Source organism: Sphingobium sp. CR2-8 (assembly GCF_035818615.1).
Classification (GTDB): Bacteria; Pseudomonadota; Alphaproteobacteria; order Sphingomonadales; family Sphingomonadaceae; genus Sphingobium.
Genome location: NZ_JAYKZY010000002.1, coordinates 227,745 through 244,485 on the forward strand (window position 1 = coordinate 227,745; position 16,741 = coordinate 244,485).

A 16,741-nucleotide genomic window follows, 5' to 3' on the forward strand; every position below is an offset into this window, starting at 1 on the left:
TGGCGAACACCCACGCCATGATATGTCAAGCACAACGCGTCCGCGCAACCGGCGTCGTCCCCGCGATATAGGCGAAGGCAAGGATATTCGATCGTCACGTCCTCGTCGCATTGCTGGGTCAGGGAGCTGCCCGTGCCGCAACGGCACCGGAACCGACTGCCCTGGCAAGGCGCTGATGGCGATCCGGGTTGCGACCGGTTCACGGTCGGCCTAGCAGGCACGGAACAGAAGGAAGAATGGGATATGGTGTGAACGTCGCGAACCACGATAGCAGGGGCAAACTGCACCGCTGGTGGAACATTTGGGTCGTCGGCGGTGTGGATCATGCGGCAGTGCTCAACCAGATCAGCGAGGATTCCGGCTGGTCGGGACGCTATCTTTTCCTCATCCTGATTTCCGCGTCGCTGTCCCTGCTTGGCCTTTTGATGCCGTCGGTCGCGGTGCTGACCGGCGCGATGCTGCTGTCGCCGCTGATGATGCCGATCATCGGCCTGGGCTTTGGCATAGCGACGCTCGATTTCCGCGAAATACGCCGGGCCGCCACCGCACTGGGGTTGGGATCGGCGGTCGCGGTCCTGCTGTCGGTCCTCCTCATATCCCTCTCGCCCGTCCAGACGATCACCAGCGAGATTGCCGGGCGCACCCAGCCCACCTTGTTCGATTTGCTTGTCGCTTTGCTGTCGGCTCTGGCCGGGGCCTATGCCCTCATCCGCGGGCGGGGCGGCACGGTGGTCGGCGTGGCCATCGCCATTGCCCTGATGCCGCCGCTGGTCGTGGTCGGGTTCGGCCTCGCCACCTGGAACTGGACCATCTTTTCCGGCGCGCTGCTGCTGTTCATCACCAATGCCGTTACCATTTCGCTGACGGCGGCGCTGGTCGCGCGGGTCTATGGATTTGGCAGTCATCTTTCACCCCATCATACCGGGTGGCAGCTCATATTGTTCTTCGCGGCGCTGGGTCTTCTGTCCGTGCCGCTGAGCGCCGCACTTAGGCAAATCGCCTTCGAAGCGGTGGCGCAGCGTCAGGTGCGCGACACGGTGCGTTCGCGCTTCCCGGCGAACGCGCGGCTCAGCCAGGTCGAGATCGACCATGGACGCACGCCGATCCGGGTGCGCGCCGTCATGCTGACACCGGGCATCGTGCCACGGGCGGATGCGCTGATCGCGGCCGACCTTCAAACGCGGCTGGGCCGTCCGATCGATATCCATGTCGATCAACTCCGCACCTCGCTGGACGCCGGTGCGACCGAGGCCGCCCAGATTGCCCGCGCGAGCGATGCGGGACGACAGGATCTGGGCGGTAGCCGCGATCAGGCTACCGCCACCCTGGGGCTTGTCGCGGGGATCGAGCCGTCCGCAATTCAAGTGGAACCGGGGCAGCGAAACCTGACGGCGACGGCCGCCAATCTGCCCGGGTTGGGCCTGGCCGGATATCAGGCGCTGGAGGCACGCGCGCGCCGCGCCCTGCCGGGGTGGTCGGTGATGCTGGCGCCGCCCGAACAGGCCGAACTGCCCGACGTGCGAATCGATCAGGGCGTGGTCGATGGAAAGCTGCTGGATCTTGCCGCCTGGGCATCGGCCCGGCGATCACGCGCGATGGCGATAAATGGGGGAACGGCCGCGCAGCGTCGCGCCATAGCGGATGGCATCGTTTCGCGCGGTGGACGGGCGGCGGCGGGAACGGCAGGGGGTATGATCCGGCTGGGCTGGATGGCGGCAGAAGCATCACCGCAGTACAAACGGCAGGATGGGCAGCCCAGCCCCGATGGGCCGCGTCCCTGATGCGACATCCCGCTAACATTATTGATCGCCAAATGCCGGTTCGACATCGGCATGGTCGATGAGACCGACGACCGTCGCGCGGGTCAGACGATTGTCGACCGTATGATAGCGTTGTCCCGAGCGATCGTCTGATCGCTGGACAAGGCTGTCTGACCGGCGCGCGGATCGTGATGATCGATTCCTTCGCCCGATTTGACCGCCCTTTCGCCTTTGCGCGCATCGTCGCGCCGATCGTCCATTGCCGCATTGCCTAATCGCCGATGCTCGCTCAGGCGTTTCGCAAGACCAAGGTGTTCGATCCGCTCGAGATCATCGACAAACCCCGAAAGGTGAAGGAGCCTTTGATGTTCGTCACGGTGGGGGCGACCCTGCCGTTCGACTGGATGATCAACATGGTCGCGCAGGCCAAGCGCGACGGATTGATCCCCGAACGGGTGTTGGCGCAGGTCGGTAAAGGCGGGGTACGGCCGGAAGGGTTGGAGGAGGTTGTGGAAACCCTGTCGTTCGACGAGATGCATGCGATGCTGGAGCGGGCGAACATCGTGGTCTGCCATGGCGGCACCGGCTCGCTGATTACCGCTTTGCAGCACGGTTGCTGCGTCATCGTCGTGCCCAGACAGTTCGAGCTTTCCAAACATTATGACGATCACCAGTCGGAGATCACCGCCGCCTTCCGCCAGCGCGGATTGGTGCAGGAAGCCCGGGGTTCGAATGAGCGTGCGTCGCTGCTTCGCATGAGCTTTGCGAATGCGCCCGCAAAAATCGACCAGAGGGCGGCCCTTTCCAAAGATCGAGTGTCGGGCGGCCTCACCCGGCGAATCGGTCGGAACCTACCGCGCGGGGTCAGCCTGCCGCGGATGACAGAGGTTGCCCCAGGCGCTAAAACGCCCGTCCCATAGAGGAGATGGCATCATTCTTCCCGCGCGCACCTACAGTATATCGATCGATCGCAACTGGCAGCAGCTTTATGAGACGATCTGGCAACCGGAGATATTCCCCAAATGGGCGTCGGGCCTCATTGAATCCGATCTTCGTCGGGGCGGGACCGGATGGCTTGCCGATGGTCCCGACGGACCGATCACGATCCGCTTCACGCCCCACAACGACTATGGGGTGATGGACCATTTTGTCGGGACGGGGGACGGACAGGAGGTCCATATTCCGCTGCGTGTGATCGCCAATGGCGAGGGCGCGGAGGTCATGTTGACGCTGTTTCGTCAGCCCCGCATGACCGACGAGGATTTCGCGCGCGACGCCAAATGGATCACCCGCGATCTGCGAGCGCTCAAGACCTATGTGATGGGCTGAGGGACGATTCCAGTTCCGCAATCCGGGCGGTGCAAAGCTCGCGGACCAGTGTTTGCAACATCGCGACCCGTTCGGCGAGCCAGCTCAGTTCGTCCGCGCCGATGACATATTCGCGGGAATAGCGCGCCTTGATATAGGCCTCGCGCAACAGATTATAGGCGCGCTTCTCGAACTTGCTGTCGGTCGGCCAGACCGTCCGGAGCCGGGGCTCTATCTGTTCGGTGAGCGCCCGCAATCGGTTCAGATTATGGGTCTTGGGGGATTATGCCGAGCAGCTTACTATGCCGCGCCGCCACGGAATGACTCGGTTTCCCAATGCTACTCCGGTGATCGGCTCGGCATAGTTATACGCCCCTCCACAGGCACGCGGCGCCAAAGGGATGATGTCACGACCTCATTGCGGGGCGACGGCGATGGCCTGTGACTCGGGACACATGATGCAGCAGTGCACATGCCAGCTCACGAACTTGATCGGCTGTGAAGCCGCCGTCATCCGGGTGGACACCGTTGGTCAAATGGCGTCGGTTCCACTTCCAATAAGGCGCGAGAATCTGCGTTAATCGGGTCGTCTTAGCGCATTCGCAACCGAACCCGGTGACGTTGGCGTAGGCCAAGGACCTATCAACGTGAAGGCCAACATGCCGAGCGCACCAGGCATCGGGGAAACCCACGTCCAGCAGATGGGACGAAAACGCGAGTTGCATGACGACGCCGGCAGAGTAGAGGAAATCGGGCCAGTCACCGGGCGCTTCGGGCGCTAGGGAAGTCATGAATTCTTCGGCTCGGCGGTAGCGTACGCGGCTTAGCTCGCGCCCCTGCTGTGTGCGTCGGAGCTTAACCGGTTCGGCGCTGTAGATCTTCCATAGGGCTGAGAGAGCGGAATTATCGTTTGTTGATGAGATCAACGCTGTTGGGGGCGCGAAACTCAACGCGCACTGTGATCGAACAGGAACAAAATGGTCCATTGTCATCTCCGGTCCGCATTGGGGCGGTCACGCGGAAAGGACGAGACGGATGCGGAGCAGTCCCGAACTCCCGCACGCTAGGCGCGGGAGCCGCCGGAGCTGGTAACATGCCTGTGACATGCGCCGCCGCCTTTAACCCGGAGGTCTGGACATACGCGACGGCACCCCGGAAACCGAAGTATCCGAGTTGCTTCACAGGCGGGATTACCAGTCCCGGCGCTGCCCTTTGCACAGCGCCTCAAGATGTTAGCAGAGGCGAGTCCTCGCGCCAAGCTACAGTGCATCGAGGAAGGCGAGCAGCCGATCCTCCGGCTTCTAGCTTCGTCCCTTCTGCCCTTTGAACGGCTTGACCTTGGCTAGCGCCGCCTCCTTCAATGCGAGGTGTGCGTGCAGGTAGACCTGGGTGGTCTTGATGGACTCATGTCCAAGCCAGAGCGCGATAACGGAGATATCCACGCCAGCCTGGAGCAGTTCCATCGCCGCGCTATGTCGCAGGACGTGAGGGGTGACCCGCTTGCGGCCCAGCGAGGCGTATCGAGGCTTCGCGGTCTCAGCATGGCGTGCCAACAGACGCTGCACAGCGTCAGGGCTTAGATGGCCGCCATGTATGTTGGGGAACAACATCGTCGAACCGCGCTGCCCTGCCTCTTTAAGCCAGACTTGAAGCTCACGGCACGTCTGTCTGGTAAGCGGAGTGCGGCGTTCCTTGCGACCCTTGCCGTGCGCGCCGGTTCCCAGAACGACGGCGTCGCGCTCAAGCTGGACGATCTCGGACAACCGCAGGCCGGTCTGAGCGGCAAGATGCAGCAGCATGTGGTCACGCCGGCCGATCCAAGTGCTCCGGTCGGATGCTGCGAGGATCGCGTCGATCTCGCCGCGGGTCAGGAAATGCACCTCGCGTTTGTCGTGAAGCTAGCCAAGGATCGCGAGTAAGCGTTGGATCTGCCCGGCAAGGGCTCGCTCCTCGAACGCGACGAAGCGGAAGAAGGCTCGAATGGCGGTCAGGCGCAGGTTGCGAGTCTTGATCCCGATTGAGCGAGACTTCAGGATAAACGCCGAGCGACAGAGTCTGCCGCTTGCCGCGATGGGAGAAATTCCAGCGCCAGTAGCGGGCGCCGTTCGGATTCACGAGCAGATAGAGCCCGTGCATGCCACCGACCTTGAAAGGCTTCCCGCGGAGCCCGACTTTGCGGATGGGCATCTGTAAGCATGGCAGTGTTTCCCCGGTTTCAATGCCAAGAAAAATACCGTTTGCGCATCCGGGTGGCAAGGCACGCGCCCGGACAGCGGCGAACGAGATACCGCAAACCGTCCAAAATATACCGTCGATTTCGGACGGCTATGGACATGGAAAACAAGGGAAATGGTGCCCGGGGACGGATTCGAACCGCCGACACTGCGATTTTCAATCGCATGCTCTACCAACTGAGCTACCCGGGCACGGGTCTTCGGCAAGGACGCCCTGCCGGATGGAGGCGTGCCTATAAGCGTCAATCCGGTTCGCTGTCCAGCCCATAATTGCCGTTTTTTTTCGCGGCTTCTTCAGCGGCTTGGCCGGGCACGCGATAGCCTTCACCCAGCCATTGCAGCAGGTCGCGATCGCGGCAGGCGGCGCTGCAAAAGGGCTTCGTCGCGGGCTGGGCGGGTTGGCGGCAGACGGGGCAGGGCGCCGGTTTAGGCGACATGGCCACCCGCCAGCGCCAACGCAGGATCTGCCTTCAGCGTAACGGCGCCGCCGCGGCGCTTGGCCAGCAGCTCGATCCAGTCCTGCCGCTTGTGCAACAGGTCGATGATCGCGGGGGTGGCGGTGACGGTCGCCGCGCCGCCCTGCCCATGGCGTTCGGCCCGGCGCAATAGCGCCAGCGCGGCAGTCAGCACCGCGTCTTCGCGCAACAGCTCCATCAGGTTGGCGCGCTCCCGACGGCGGATGATCTGGAGGAAGCCGAAGCCGTTGACGGCCGTGCGTTCGAACGGCAGCGGCAGATATTTGTCGATCTGCGCGGCGGCGATGATCCGCTCGTCCTTGTTGTTCATCGTCGGCAGGTCGATGCCGATCGATCCGCTCAACCCCATGCGGCGGACCGTCTGCGCCGCGAGCTTCGCGCCCTTCGGTCCCAGCTGCGCAGGCGGCAGCGATCCGTCGATGTCGATCAGCAGCATGGCGGGTGTCAGGTACAGGCGAAGGGCGGCGGCTTCGGTGCCGACCTCGCCACTGATCGCCTCCTCCATCAATTCGCTCCAGCCATGCGCCTCCAGCCGGTCTTCCTCATGCGCCGGGCAGGGGACGACGGGGGTGCCGGTGGCGCGGATGCGCTGCAACAGGCTGGGACCGGCATGAGGCTTCGCGCCGGGCTGGGGCATGCGGCCCTTGGCGCGCTTGGGGCGGCCTTCCTCACCGATCGCCTCGCGGACGATTTCGACCAGCACATTGGCCCCTTCGGCCAGGCGGGGCGGGATCGGCTCCAGCAGCACTTCCTCGCCCGAAATCAGGCGCACGATGCCGCGCTTCTTGGGAATGAGGGTGGCGACCAATCTGCCCTGCGCCACAGCGCCCGGACGGACGGCGTCGCCCTCGCGCTCGATCAGGGCCTCGACCAGCTTGCCCTTCTCGATCAACGCGGCGCGCGCCTCGCCAATGCCTTCTTCATAGAGCCATTCGGCCATGTGCGTTCCTAGTTGTTCGTTGTCTGGTCAATCCCGATGCAATCCTATCGGACACATAGGGGCATTTGTCTTCCGTGATTTCCGAGCCGTGAAACGTGCCGTTTCACTTGAAATCACTCTAGCGGATAGCCCGCTGCCTTGAGCAGCGTGCGGGTTTCGTAAAGCGGCAGGCCCATGATCGCGCTGTGGCTGCCCTGGATGGTGCGGATGAGGCCGGCCGCGCGGCCCTGTATGGCATAGCCGCCTGCCTTGCCGCGCCATTCTTCGCTCGCGATATAGGCGTCGATCTCGGCCTGCTCCAGCCGTTTGAAGATGACGATATTGTCGGACAGGCGATGCCGCGCGCGGCCTTCGCCATCGATCAGCGTGATGGCGCTCGATACGCGATGCCGACGGCCCGACAGCAGTGCCAGGCAGGCGCGCGCCTCCGCCTCGCTCTCCGCCTTGGGCAGGATGCGGCGGCCGACGGCCACCACCGTATCGCCCGACAGGACCAGCGCGCCGGGATGGCGCGCCGCCACGATCGCGCCCTTGTCAGCGGCCACCCGCGCGGCATAGACGGCGGGCAGTTCGGCCTTGCGGGGCGTTTCGTCGATGTCGGCGGGGTCCACGGCGTCGGGGACGACGCCAATCTGTCCCAGAAGGTCGAGCCGCCTGGGTGAAGCCGAAGCAAGAATAAGCCGCATCACAGAGCGGCTTATTTGAAGCGGTACGTGATCCGACCCTTGGTCAGGTCGTAAGGGGTCAGCTCGACAAGCACTTCGTCGCCCACCAGCACGCGGATGCGATTCTTGCGCATCTTGCCGGCGGTGTGGCCGAGAATTTCATGATCATTTTCAAGCCGGACACGGAACATGGCGTTGGGGAGGAGCTCCACAACCTGTCCGCGCATTTCAAGCAGTTCTTCTTTAGCCATATTATCCCGAATTCGCAAAATCGCGCCGCCATAGCGCCAATCAGCGGAAAATGAAAGTCAGGGTTGCACACCGAAAAAATCGCCCGCTTCGGCGAGCGCCGCAAACAGCCGATCGAGTTGATCTGCGTCAAGGCAATAGGGCGGCATCAGGTAGATGGTGTTGCCCAGCGGCCTTAGCAAGAGGCCGCGTTCCAGGAAGAAGGCGCGCAGGCGCGGAGCAAGGTCGGACAGATAACCCGCATCGGGTGCGATCAGGTCGATCGCCGCGATCGCGCCGATCTGACGTGGATTGGCGAAGGCGCGGTGGCGCGCCAGCGCCTCGAGTCGCACGGCGATGCCATGGGACAGAGAAGCGATCCGCCCCAGCACATCCTCCTCGCGCCAGATGGCGAGGTTGGCGGCCGCGGCGGCGCAGGCGATCGGGTTGGCGGTGTAGCTGGACGAATGATAGAATAGCCGGGCACGGTCGGTCGAACGATGCGCGTCGAATATCGGGGCGGTGGCCAGTGTCGCGGCCAGCGGCATGGTGCCGCCGGTAATGCCCTTCGCCACCGCCATGATGTCCGGCACGACGCCCGCCTGTTCGCACGCGAAAAGGGTGCCGGTGCGGCCCCATCCGGTCATCACCTCGTCCGCGATGAACAGGACGCTGTGGCTGCGACATATCGCCGCCATGGCGCGCAGGACAGAGGGGGGATAGAGCAGCATGCCGCCCGCGCCCAATATCAACGGCTCGACGATGAAGGCGGCGGGCTTTTGCGCGCAGGCGACGTTCAGCGCATCGAGACAGGCCTGCTCATGACCCGGCGCAGGGAAGGGGATGGTGCCCACGTCGAACAGCAAAGGCGACCAGGCGGCGTTATAGACGCCGCGTTCGCCGACCGACATCGTGCCGATCGTATCGCCATGATAGCTATGTTCCAGGACCAGGATGCGGCTGCGCGACCGTCTCGATTCTTCAGGCGCCAGCCCATCCAGCGCCAGATTATGCCAATAGCCCAGCGCCATTTTCAACGCGACCTCGACTGCGGTCGATCCGCTGTCGGAATAGAAGACATGCGCCAGCTCGGGCTGTCCCTCCGCACGGGGTGCGAGGTCGATCAGGCCGCGCGCGACTTGCTCGGCGGGATCATGGGTGTAGCCCGCGAAAATCAGCTGGTCCAACTGCCCGGCCTGCGCGGCGATAGCGGCCACGATGCGGGGATGGCAGTGCCCGTGCGTCGTCACCCACCAACTGGAAATGGCGTCGATTAGCGTGCTGCCATCGGCCAGATGCAGCAACGCCCCTTCCGCGCGCTTCACATGGGGGATCGGCTCATTCAGGCCATGCTGGGTGAAGGGATGCCAGACAGGAGAGGTCATGGCCGGGCCTTAAGGCAGCTTGGGGGCGAACGCTATGGGCTTATACCAAGTTGCATTGATAGGAACCTATAGCCAGTTGTTCCCCGGCGTAGGCCGGGGCCCAGTCCCGCGCTCAGCACTCGACCCCGGCCTTCGCCGGGGAACTGCCTTATTGGGTCAGCATCATCGCATTCTGGTATTACGCGATCGAATAGTACCTAAACGACAATGGGCCGGTCACCGACCGGCCCATCATGGTTAGGCGATATGCCGTCTTACTGCGGCGGCTGGCTGGGCTGGGCCGGATCGGCTGGCGCAGCAGGCGAGGCCGGGGCTGCTGCGGCCGGGGCTGGCGGCGCGGCGGCCTGGATACGCTGTTGCAGCGCGGGATCAGCGGCCGCGGCCTGGCCGATCTGGTTGAACTTTTCAGGCGGCATGCCCGACGCCTGGAGCGCGGCCAGCATCTTGGGCTGCTTTTCCGCCTCAGCGATGGAGCTGTCCGACTGGATCTTGGTCACTTCGACCGCGGCAGCGGCGAACTGCTTGATGTCGCTGTCGCTGAAATTGCTGGCGCCCGGTGCCGGGGCGGCGGGGACCGGCGCAGGTGCGGCCGGTGCGGCCTGCGCCTGTGCAAGAGCGGGATAGGCCGCGAACAAAGCGACCGATGCGATGCCTGCCTTCAGAAAGGCTGTGGTGTTGAAACCCGTCAACATTTTTCTCCTCTTTGTCGATAAGCTCATAAACAGACGACCAAGCTGTTGAAAGCGTTCCGGGCAGGAAAGTGCTGAACGGCGAATCGTGCGATTCGAAAGATAACAGGACTCAGAAAAACGGCTCATCGCGTGAGGGGCGCGATTGATCGCAGCTGCCTTCGCAAGTGCGGAACTACCGATCGGCCCGGACTCGTAAACGTGCCCGGGCCGACCGCAGTGGCTTACCAGATTTTCACGCGATCCTTGGGCGCCAGATAGATTTTGCCGCCCGGCGCAGGCTTGAACGCGTCATACCAGGCGTCGAAATTGCGCACGATGTCGGTGCGATATTGCGACGGCGCATGCGGATCGGTGACCAGCCGCTGGCGCAGATTGGCCTCGCGATAATTGCGCCGCCAAACCTGCGCCCAGCCCAGGAAGAAGCGCTGGTCGCCCGTCATGCCGTCGATCACGGGGGCAGGCTTGCCACCCAGCGAGGCATGATAGGCGTCGAGCGCAACCGCCAGGCCGCCCAGATCGCCGATATTCTCACCCATGGTGAAGGCGCCCTTCACATGCGCGCCGGGGAAGGGTTCGTAGGCGTCATATTGTGCGCCCAGCTTGCCCGTCAGCGCCTTGAAATTGGCGACGTCCTGATCGGTCCACCACTGGTTGAGCTTGCCCGTCTCGTCATATTTCGCGCCCTGATCGTCGAAATGATGGCTCAGTTCATGGCCGATCACCGCGCCGATGCCGCCATAATTGACGGCCGGGTCCGCCTGGGGATCGAAGAAGGGCGGTTGCAGGATGGCGGCGGGGAAGACGATCTCGACCATGCCGAAATTGGCATAGGCGTTGATCTCCATCGGTGTCATGCCCCATTCCCAGCGATAGATGGGCTTGCCCAGCTTGCCGATATTATAGTCGAAATCGAACTGGCTGGCGCGCAAAGCATTGCCGAACAGGTCGCCACTCTTGATAGTCAGGCCATCATAGTCGCGCCAGCGGTCGGGATAGCCGATCTTGGGGGTGAAGGCGGCCAGCTTTTTGTGCGCGCGTGCCTTGGCCGTGTCGCTCATCCACGGCAGGCCGTCGATGCGGCGGCCCATGGCGGCGATCACATTCTTGACCAGCACGTCCATCGCCGCCTTGGTTTCGGGCGGAAAATATTGCGCGACATAGGCCTTGCCCACTTCTTCGCCGAGCGATTCCTTCAGGAAATCGACGCCCCGCTTCCACCGCGCCTCCCGCTCGGGCGTGCCCGACAGGGTGGTGCCGTAAAAGGCGAAGTCGGCATTCGCCACGCTGTCGGGCAGCTTGTCGGCAAAGCTGTGCAGGCTGCGCAGCAGCAGCGCGTCCTTCAGCACGCCGACCGGCGTCTTCGCGATCAGCGCCGCTTCGCCGGTGATGGCGCTGGGCTGCGCGACCAGCAGGCTGGCGGGGTTCAGGCCGTTGGCCTTGTAATAGGCGGCGAAGTCGAATCCGGGCGCGGCCTTTTGCAGCTCGGCTAGCGTCATCTTGTTATAGGTCTTGTCGGCGTCGCGGCTGTCGACCTGGGTCCAATGGACCTTGGCGATCTCCGTCTCGAACGCCATCAGCGCGGCGGCGCGCGCCTTGGCGTCGCTCTCGCCGGCCAGCGTCAGCATCTTTTCCAGATGCGCGACATAGGCGGTGCGGATCGCCGCCATCTTCTCGCCCTGATCCAGATAATAGTCGCGGTCGGGCAGGCCCAGGCCACCCTGGCTCATCGACACGATATAGGTTTCGGGGTCTTTGTCGTCCTGCCCGACATAGAAGCGGAACGGGCCGGGGACGCCCGCGCGCGCGGCCTTCGCCGCGACCAGCGCATAGCCCGCCTTGTCCTTCACGCCCTTGATCTCGGCCAGCCAGGGCTTGACCGGCGTCAGTCCCTTCGCCTCGACAGCGGCGGCATCCAGATAGCTGGCATAGGCCACACCGATCTTGCTGTTCGGGTCGCCCTTCGCCGCTTCCAATATGCCGCGCGTGCGTTCGCGCGACAGGTCGTCCAGCGTGTTGAACGCGCCATAGTTCGACTTGTCGGCCGGGATCGGCGTGTTCTTCGCCCAGGTGCCATTGGCATAGTCGTAGAAATCGTCGCCGGGCTTGACTGACGTGTCCATGCCGGCGGCGTCGAAGCCGTAGCTGCCATAGGTTGGCTTGGCGGAGTCGGCCGCCTTGGCGGCGGGCGGCGTTGCGGATTGGTCGGCGTGGGCGACCGTGGCGGCCAGCGCCAGCGCCGTGGCGGCTGCGCCCAGAAGGAGGGTTTTCATCGAAGCATTCCCTTGCTCGTGACAGATGGGCGCGCGGTAACGCACCCTGCGTGACGAGAGCTTGAACGCGCGTACAACAATCTTGTCCATGTCGTTGGTCGAAAATTGTCGGCGATTGAAATATTAGGGAAGTGTGATGTGGGCGGCGAAGGCCGCGGCCAGCGATGGCGGATCGACCCGATCCAGATGCGGCAGGCGGCCCAGCGAGCGCACCCCTGCCAGTTGCGGGATGATCCGTTCATTCTCCGCATGCGCCTCCCCAATGAAGGCGATGCCGACAATGGAGACGCCGCGCGACCGCAGCGCCTCGATGCTCAGAAGGCTATGGTTGATCGTGCCCAGCCCGGTGCGCGCGCACAGGATCACGGGCTGGCCCCAATGGGCGAACAGATCCGCCATCAGCAGCGTCTCCGATATCGGCACCAGCACGCCGCCCGCCCCTTCGACCACCAGCGGCCCTTCGACATCGGGCAAGGCCAGCCGATCCAGGTCGATCGACACCCCGTCGATCCGCGCGGCCAGATGCGGGGAAGCGGGCGTTAGCAGCCGAAAAGCCTCGGGCAGGATCTGCGTGGGCGGCAGGCCGGACAGCGCAGCGACTGTTTCCTTGTCGCCTTCCGGATCGACCCCGGCCTGGATCGGCTTCCAATAATGCGCGCCCAGCGCCCCGGCCAGGCCCGCGGCGAACACCGTCTTGCCGATACCGGTATCGGTGCCGGTGACGACCAACACCCCGCCGGTCATGCCATCGCCTTGCGCAGCACCTGCCCCAGCGCGGCCACGTCGTTGCGCCCGACATTCAGCGTCAGCGATATGCGCAACCGGCTGGTGCCCGCCGGCACGGTCGGCGGGCGGATGCCGCGCACGTCGAATCCGGCCGCCTGCAACGCGGCGGCGACCGCCATGGTGCGCGCGTCTTCGCCCAGGATCACCGGCACGATCTGGCTGCGCGGCGACGGCAGGCCCAGCGGCGCGCAGATCGCCTCCGCCGCATCCTGCCGCAGGGTCTTCAGCCGGTCGCGCAGGTCGCTCGCATCCTCGATCCGGTCCAGCGCCGCCGACGCCGCCACCGCCATCAGGGGGAGGGGGCCGTCGAAAAGATGAAGGCGCGGGCACGGTTGATCAGATAGTCGATATGCACGCGCGGACCGCAGATCAACGCCCCCTCCACGCCCATCGCCTTGCCGCAGGTGTGCAGCGTGATGACATTGTGCAGGCCGTCCAGCCCCGCCGACAGGCCACGCCCGCCCGGCCCGAACACGCCGGTGCCATGCGCCTCGTCCAGCAGCAGCATCGCGCCGTGGGTGGCAGCCAGCCTGGCGATGTCGGCCAGCGGGGCCATGTCGCCGTCCATCGAATAGAGCGTCTCGACCGCGATCCAGATGCGGCCCTTGCCCCCTCCGGCGCGGAAGGCGGCGATCAGGTCGGCAAAGCTCTGCACGTCGTTGTGGCGCGCGAAGACGGCGGTCGCCTTGCTCATGCGGATGCCGTCATGGACGCTGGCGTGGATCAGCTCATCCGCGACGATCAGGTCGCCGCGCTGGGGCAGGGTGGCAAAGATCGCGAGATTGCCGACGAAGCCGTTGGCGACGAACAAAGCGGCCTGGGTGCGAAAGAAATCGGCGGCTTTGGCCTCCAGCCCTTCATGTTCGGGCGCATTGCCGCGCAGCAGGCGCGATCCCCCCGATCCGACCGGCACGCCGCGCCCGATCGCGTCCGCCACCGCCTGCGCGATGATCGGATCACCGGCGAGGCCCAGATAGTCGTTGGAGGCGAAATCGCGCCCGGAGCGGGTGATGAGGCGGCGCAACCGCCCGCGCGACTCCAGCGCGGCGAGTTGCGTGGCGAAGGGTTCGGCAGTCATGGCGCGCCTATAGGCCGCGCCGCAGGCCGCAGCAAGCGGTGCCTTAACTTCGCATATTTCCCGCATAATTTGTCATTTTCGTTCCTATTGCCGACATAAGGTTACGCGCGGTGCCTGGAAGGCGGCTATGTTCCGTCGATCCCGATCATGCCGCGCCTGCGGCCTGTAGGACAGTCGGCGTCACCCGCCGCACAGCCGTTGGTACAGGATGAAAAGATGCTCCACCCGCGCCCGATCGGACGTGAAGGCCGCCTTGCGATAGAGCCGGTCCACCGCCTGGTCGAGGTCGCGATGCGCGCGGCGCAGTTCGATCGGCATGGTGTCGGGATCGTACAGGTCGGCGAGCGTGGAGTCGGCGTTCTTGGGCATGGCGCGGGCATCCAGAACGGCCTGCGCCAGCGCTTCGACATGGGTGCGTTGCGTGCTGGCTTCAGGCCAGGGGAATGTGTTGTAGACCACGCCAACAGAATACATGTAATCGCTCTTCATGCGGCCGGTGATCTGGCGCATCCAGGCCATGTGCATCCGGCTGGTAAGGATGGCGAACTCCCACAGCGAGGCGTCGAGCAGGACCCTGAGCTTTTGGTTGGGGACGATCGATGGCTCTATCCACCCGACCGGGATATAGTCTCGCCTTTGCGATGACGTATTGGGTATGACGAGATAGGGCCGTTCCGGCAGCACCGTGACGTGCCATTGCGTGGGCGTTTCCGCCAGCGCCTGCGTCGTGCGACTGCTGCTGGATTGGCGCCACGCTCGAACATCGTTCAGACGGCGTCGGATCAAGGGCAATCTGCGTAACCTGTCCGGCGATGCGTCTGCGGCGACGATCACCCACCGGACATAGCCATTGATGAATTCATGCGCGCCTTGATAGGGGCGCAGCAATGGCTCCGCGTCCGGCTCGGCTTCGAGAAGCGCGGCATGATCCGCTGAGTCGAGAACCAGGAATCCGCCGTCCAATGGCTTGGAACCGGTCAGCAAGCGCCGCGCCCCGTTGATCGGGCGACCCTCCTCCCGCACCACCAGATGGCGGTCCGCCGCGCCTGCGTCGAACAGATAGGCGGTCAGCGCGCCATGGCGCGTCTCGACCGGCGCGCCCTTCGCGTCGGCGTAGCTGAACAGGCGCTTGTCCTTGGGCGCGCTGGCATGCGGCGCAAGGCCCACGATCACGCAATGCACCGCCGCGCGCCCCGGCCAGACGAACGGCCGGTGGGCGAAGGCGATCTCCATGCCTTCGCGGAACAGGCACGGCCACAATTGCGCCACCTGTTCGCCCTGCACGATGCTGTTGGTCGCGACGAAGGCGACATGCGCGCCGCCCGCAGAGGCGAAGCGCGCCGCCTTGATGAACCATCCCGCGACATAATCCAGCGTGCCGCCCGATCCGGGCAGGGCGGCGATGCGGCGCAACTGGGCGCGCTGGGCGTCGGTCTGATATTTGGCCCCGATGAAGGGCGGGTTGCCGACGACATAGCTGCATCGTTCGGGTGGCAGCAAGGACGCCCAGTCCGTTTCCAATGCGTCGCCATGCCGGATATTGGGCGCGGTGACGAGCGGGATGCGGGCATAGGGGCGACCGAAATCCTCGCCCAGCCGGGTATTGGCGATATGGTCGGTCATCCAGAGCGCGACCTGCGCGATCTGGCTGGGAAATTCGTCGATCTCTATGCCATGGAAGCGATCGACGTTCAGGCATGTCAGGTCGGCCACGTCCAGCACCTGCTGCACCGGCCCACCCACGATCAGCCGTTCGCGGATGATCTCCCGTTCCAGTTCGCGCAACTCGCGATAGGCGACCACCAGGAAATTGCCCGCCCCGCAGGCGGGGTCGAGGAAGGTGATGCCCGCCATCTTCTCCTGCAACCGGCGGAGCGCGGCGTCCCGGCCGGATTTCAGGGCGCAGGCGCGATCGAACTCGGCGCGCAGATCGTCCAGGAACAGCGGGCCGATAACCTTCAATATCGCCTCTTCGGGGGTGTAGTGCGCGCCCTGCTTGCGGCGTGTCACCGTGTCGATCACGCTTTCGAACAGCGATCCGAAGATGGCGGGCGACACCTCGCCCCAGTTGAACAGGCTGGTGTCCAGCAACATCTGGCGCATGGCCCGGTCGAACACCGGGGTCGCGATGCGGCCTGAAAAGAGCGCGCCGTTGATGTAGGGAAATTCGCCCAGGTCGGCGTCCAGGCCCTGCTGTCGACGGTTTGGCGGCGTGTCGAGTATCTCGAACAATTCGATCAGCCAGCGGCCAAGGTCGCTGCCGTCCGCGCTGGTGCGCGTTTCCAGAAAGACGAGAAACTGTTCGCGCCGCTCGAAAATGCCGGTGTCGTCGGCGAAGAGGATGAAGAGCAGGCGCACGAGCAGCCGTTCCAGATCATGACCGACATAGCCGCGCGCGGCCAGCGCATTGTGCAGGCGGCCCATCAGGTCGGTCGCCTTGCGGTTCACCGGCGACTGGTTGCGCAGCAGTTGCGGCTTGACGCCCAGGATGAAATCGAACGCCTCGACATGGCGTTTGAGGTCGGGCAGCGGGAATTGCCAATGCCGCCTTGTTTCCAGATCCAGCAGCTCGAACCGCTGGAAATCGCACACCATCATGTGGCGCGGCCGCTGATCCTCCGGCAGCCAGTCATGATAGTCGAGCGCCTGCGCCATGGCGCGATCGAGATTGCGGCCGATGCTCTTCTGTTCGACGATCAGCGTGCCGGGCCAGAACAGGTCGATGAAGCCGCCGGTCCGGCGCGCGTCGAGCGCCTTCACGCGCTGTTCGTACACCGCCACCTGCTTGCGGGGCACGCCGAATATCGCGAAGAATTCGTCGTAGAAACTGTGGGTCTGGCCCTTCTCATAGCCCTTGCCGCGCCACGCTTCCGAAAAATACGCGGCGTTCGCACGAATTTCCGGCCAGCTCAGACGCAT

At 64.4% G+C, this 16,741-nt stretch carries 15 protein-coding genes, 1 tRNA gene and 2 pseudogenes; 4 read left to right on the plus strand and 14 right to left on the minus strand.

Annotated features, from left to right (window positions below; translation table 11 throughout):
• The first annotated feature begins 248 nt into the window (after positions 1-248).
• The 3 genes from U5A82_RS04925 to U5A82_RS04935 all read left to right on the plus strand — a co-directional run bounded on the left by U5A82_RS04925 (position 249) and on the right by U5A82_RS04935 (position 3,089).
• On the plus strand, positions 249-1,781 hold the full coding sequence (locus U5A82_RS04925) for a DUF389 domain-containing protein (protein ID WP_326289131.1): 1,533 nt from the start codon (positions 249-251) through the stop codon (positions 1,779-1,781).
• A 260-nt stretch (positions 1,782-2,041) separates the two neighbouring features.
• Entirely contained in the window at positions 2,042-2,680 is a 639-nt protein-coding gene (locus U5A82_RS04930; protein ID WP_326289132.1) for a glycosyltransferase, read from the plus strand.
• 13 nt (positions 2,681-2,693) lie between these two features.
• Positions 2,694-3,089, plus strand: a complete 396-nt coding sequence (locus U5A82_RS04935) for a polyketide cyclase (RefSeq protein WP_326292848.1) — start codon at positions 2,694-2,696, stop codon at positions 3,087-3,089.
• Here U5A82_RS04935 and U5A82_RS04940 read toward each other — a convergent pair.
• Together U5A82_RS04940 and U5A82_RS04945 are read right to left on the minus strand one after the other, a co-directional pair.
• On the minus strand, positions 3,067-3,324 hold the full coding sequence (locus U5A82_RS04940) for a hypothetical protein (protein ID WP_326289134.1): 258 nt from the start codon (positions 3,322-3,324) through the stop codon (positions 3,067-3,069). The two genes, U5A82_RS04935 and U5A82_RS04940, sit on opposite strands and share 23 nt — an antisense overlap.
• 1,045 nt (positions 3,325-4,369) lie before the next feature.
• Positions 4,370-4,915, minus strand: a complete 546-nt coding sequence (locus U5A82_RS04945) for a tyrosine-type recombinase/integrase (protein ID WP_326292849.1) — start codon at positions 4,913-4,915, stop codon at positions 4,370-4,372.
• On the opposite strand from U5A82_RS04945, the gene U5A82_RS04950 reads away from it, so the two are divergent.
• Positions 4,856-4,987: a hypothetical protein gene (locus tag U5A82_RS04950; protein WP_326293016.1), complete on the plus strand. Its 132-nt coding sequence runs from the start codon at positions 4,856-4,858 to the stop codon at positions 4,985-4,987. The genes U5A82_RS04945 and U5A82_RS04950 overlap by 60 nt on opposite strands.
• A 157-nt stretch (positions 4,988-5,144) precedes the next feature.
• On the opposite strand, the pseudogene U5A82_RS04955 reads toward U5A82_RS04950, so the two are convergent.
• The 12 genes and pseudogenes from U5A82_RS04955 to U5A82_RS05010 all read right to left on the minus strand — a co-directional run.
• A pseudogene (locus tag U5A82_RS04955) lies at positions 5,145-5,255 on the minus strand (hypothetical protein); the annotation flags it as partial.
• Between the two features lie 163 nt (positions 5,256-5,418).
• A tRNA-Phe gene (locus tag U5A82_RS04960) sits at positions 5,419-5,494 on the minus strand.
• A gap of 50 nt (positions 5,495-5,544) precedes the next feature.
• A complete protein-coding gene (locus U5A82_RS04965; protein WP_326289136.1) occupies positions 5,545-5,739 on the minus strand; it encodes a DNA gyrase inhibitor YacG in 195 nt (64 codons plus the stop codon).
• On the minus strand, positions 5,729-6,718 hold the full coding sequence (locus U5A82_RS04970) for a ribonuclease (protein WP_326289137.1): 990 nt from the start codon (positions 6,716-6,718) through the stop codon (positions 5,729-5,731). The genes U5A82_RS04965 and U5A82_RS04970 overlap by 11 nt, the downstream gene beginning before the upstream one ends.
• A gap of 113 nt (positions 6,719-6,831) precedes the next feature.
• A complete protein-coding gene (locus U5A82_RS04975; RefSeq protein ID WP_326289138.1) occupies positions 6,832-7,404 on the minus strand; it encodes a Maf family protein in 573 nt (190 codons plus the stop codon).
• Positions 7,405-7,415: 11 nt separating this feature from the next.
• Positions 7,416-7,634: a translation initiation factor IF-1 gene (infA, locus tag U5A82_RS04980; RefSeq protein ID WP_003049127.1), complete on the minus strand. Its 219-nt coding sequence runs from the start codon at positions 7,632-7,634 to the stop codon at positions 7,416-7,418.
• Between the two features lie 57 nt (positions 7,635-7,691).
• On the minus strand, positions 7,692-8,996 hold the full coding sequence (locus U5A82_RS04985) for an adenosylmethionine--8-amino-7-oxononanoate transaminase (RefSeq protein WP_326289140.1): 1,305 nt from the start codon (positions 8,994-8,996) through the stop codon (positions 7,692-7,694).
• 254 nt (positions 8,997-9,250) lie between these two features.
• The gene (locus tag U5A82_RS04990; protein WP_326292850.1) at positions 9,251-9,685 is read right to left on the minus strand and encodes a DUF4168 domain-containing protein; all 435 of its coding nucleotides are present in this window, start codon (positions 9,683-9,685) and stop codon (positions 9,251-9,253) included.
• 224 nt (positions 9,686-9,909) lie between these two features.
• Complete coding sequence (locus U5A82_RS04995) at positions 9,910-11,958, minus strand: M13 family metallopeptidase (RefSeq protein WP_326289141.1); 2,049 nt, start codon at positions 11,956-11,958, stop codon at positions 9,910-9,912.
• A 123-nt stretch (positions 11,959-12,081) separates the two neighbouring features.
• On the minus strand, positions 12,082-12,702 hold the full coding sequence (bioD, locus tag U5A82_RS05000; RefSeq protein WP_326289143.1) for a dethiobiotin synthase: 621 nt from the start codon (positions 12,700-12,702) through the stop codon (positions 12,082-12,084).
• Positions 12,699-13,822: pseudogene (locus U5A82_RS05005) on the minus strand (8-amino-7-oxononanoate synthase). Before U5A82_RS05005 ends, bioD begins: the two are co-directional and overlap by 4 nt.
• Before the next feature lie 180 nt (positions 13,823-14,002).
• The gene (locus U5A82_RS05010; RefSeq protein ID WP_326289144.1) at positions 14,003-16,741 is read right to left on the minus strand and encodes a DNA methyltransferase; all 2,739 of its coding nucleotides are present in this window, start codon (positions 16,739-16,741) and stop codon (positions 14,003-14,005) included.

Excerpts from the sequence above, each read along its gene's own strand:
- U5A82_RS04965 (WP_326289136.1), bottom strand. The coding sequence starts at position 5,739 with ATGTCGCCTAAACCGGCGCCCTGCCCCGTCTGCCGCCAACCCGCCCAG.
- U5A82_RS04970 (WP_326289137.1), bottom strand. The coding sequence starts at position 6,718 with ATGGCCGAATGGCTCTATGAAGAAGGCATTGGCGAGGCGCGCGCCGCG.
- infA (WP_003049127.1), bottom strand. The coding sequence starts at position 7,634 with ATGGCTAAAGAAGAACTGCTTGAAATGCGCGGACAGGTTGTGGAGCTC.
- U5A82_RS04985 (WP_326289140.1), bottom strand. The coding sequence starts at position 8,996 with ATGACCTCTCCTGTCTGGCATCCCTTCACCCAGCATGGCCTGAATGAG.
- U5A82_RS04995 (WP_326289141.1), bottom strand. The coding sequence starts at position 11,958 with ATGAAAACCCTCCTTCTGGGCGCAGCCGCCACGGCGCTGGCGCTGGCC.
- U5A82_RS04950 (WP_326293016.1), top strand. The coding sequence starts at position 4,856 with ATGCAGCAGCATGTGGTCACGCCGGCCGATCCAAGTGCTCCGGTCGGA.
- U5A82_RS04975 (WP_326289138.1), bottom strand. The coding sequence starts at position 7,404 with ATGCGGCTTATTCTTGCTTCGGCTTCACCCAGGCGGCTCGACCTTCTG.
- bioD (WP_326289143.1), bottom strand. The coding sequence starts at position 12,702 with ATGACCGGCGGGGTGTTGGTCGTCACCGGCACCGATACCGGTATCGGC.
- U5A82_RS05010 (WP_326289144.1), bottom strand. The coding sequence starts at position 16,741 with ATGCGTCTGAGCTGGCCGGAAATTCGTGCGAACGCCGCGTATTTTTCG.
- U5A82_RS04930 (WP_326289132.1), top strand. The coding sequence starts at position 2,042 with ATGCTCGCTCAGGCGTTTCGCAAGACCAAGGTGTTCGATCCGCTCGAG.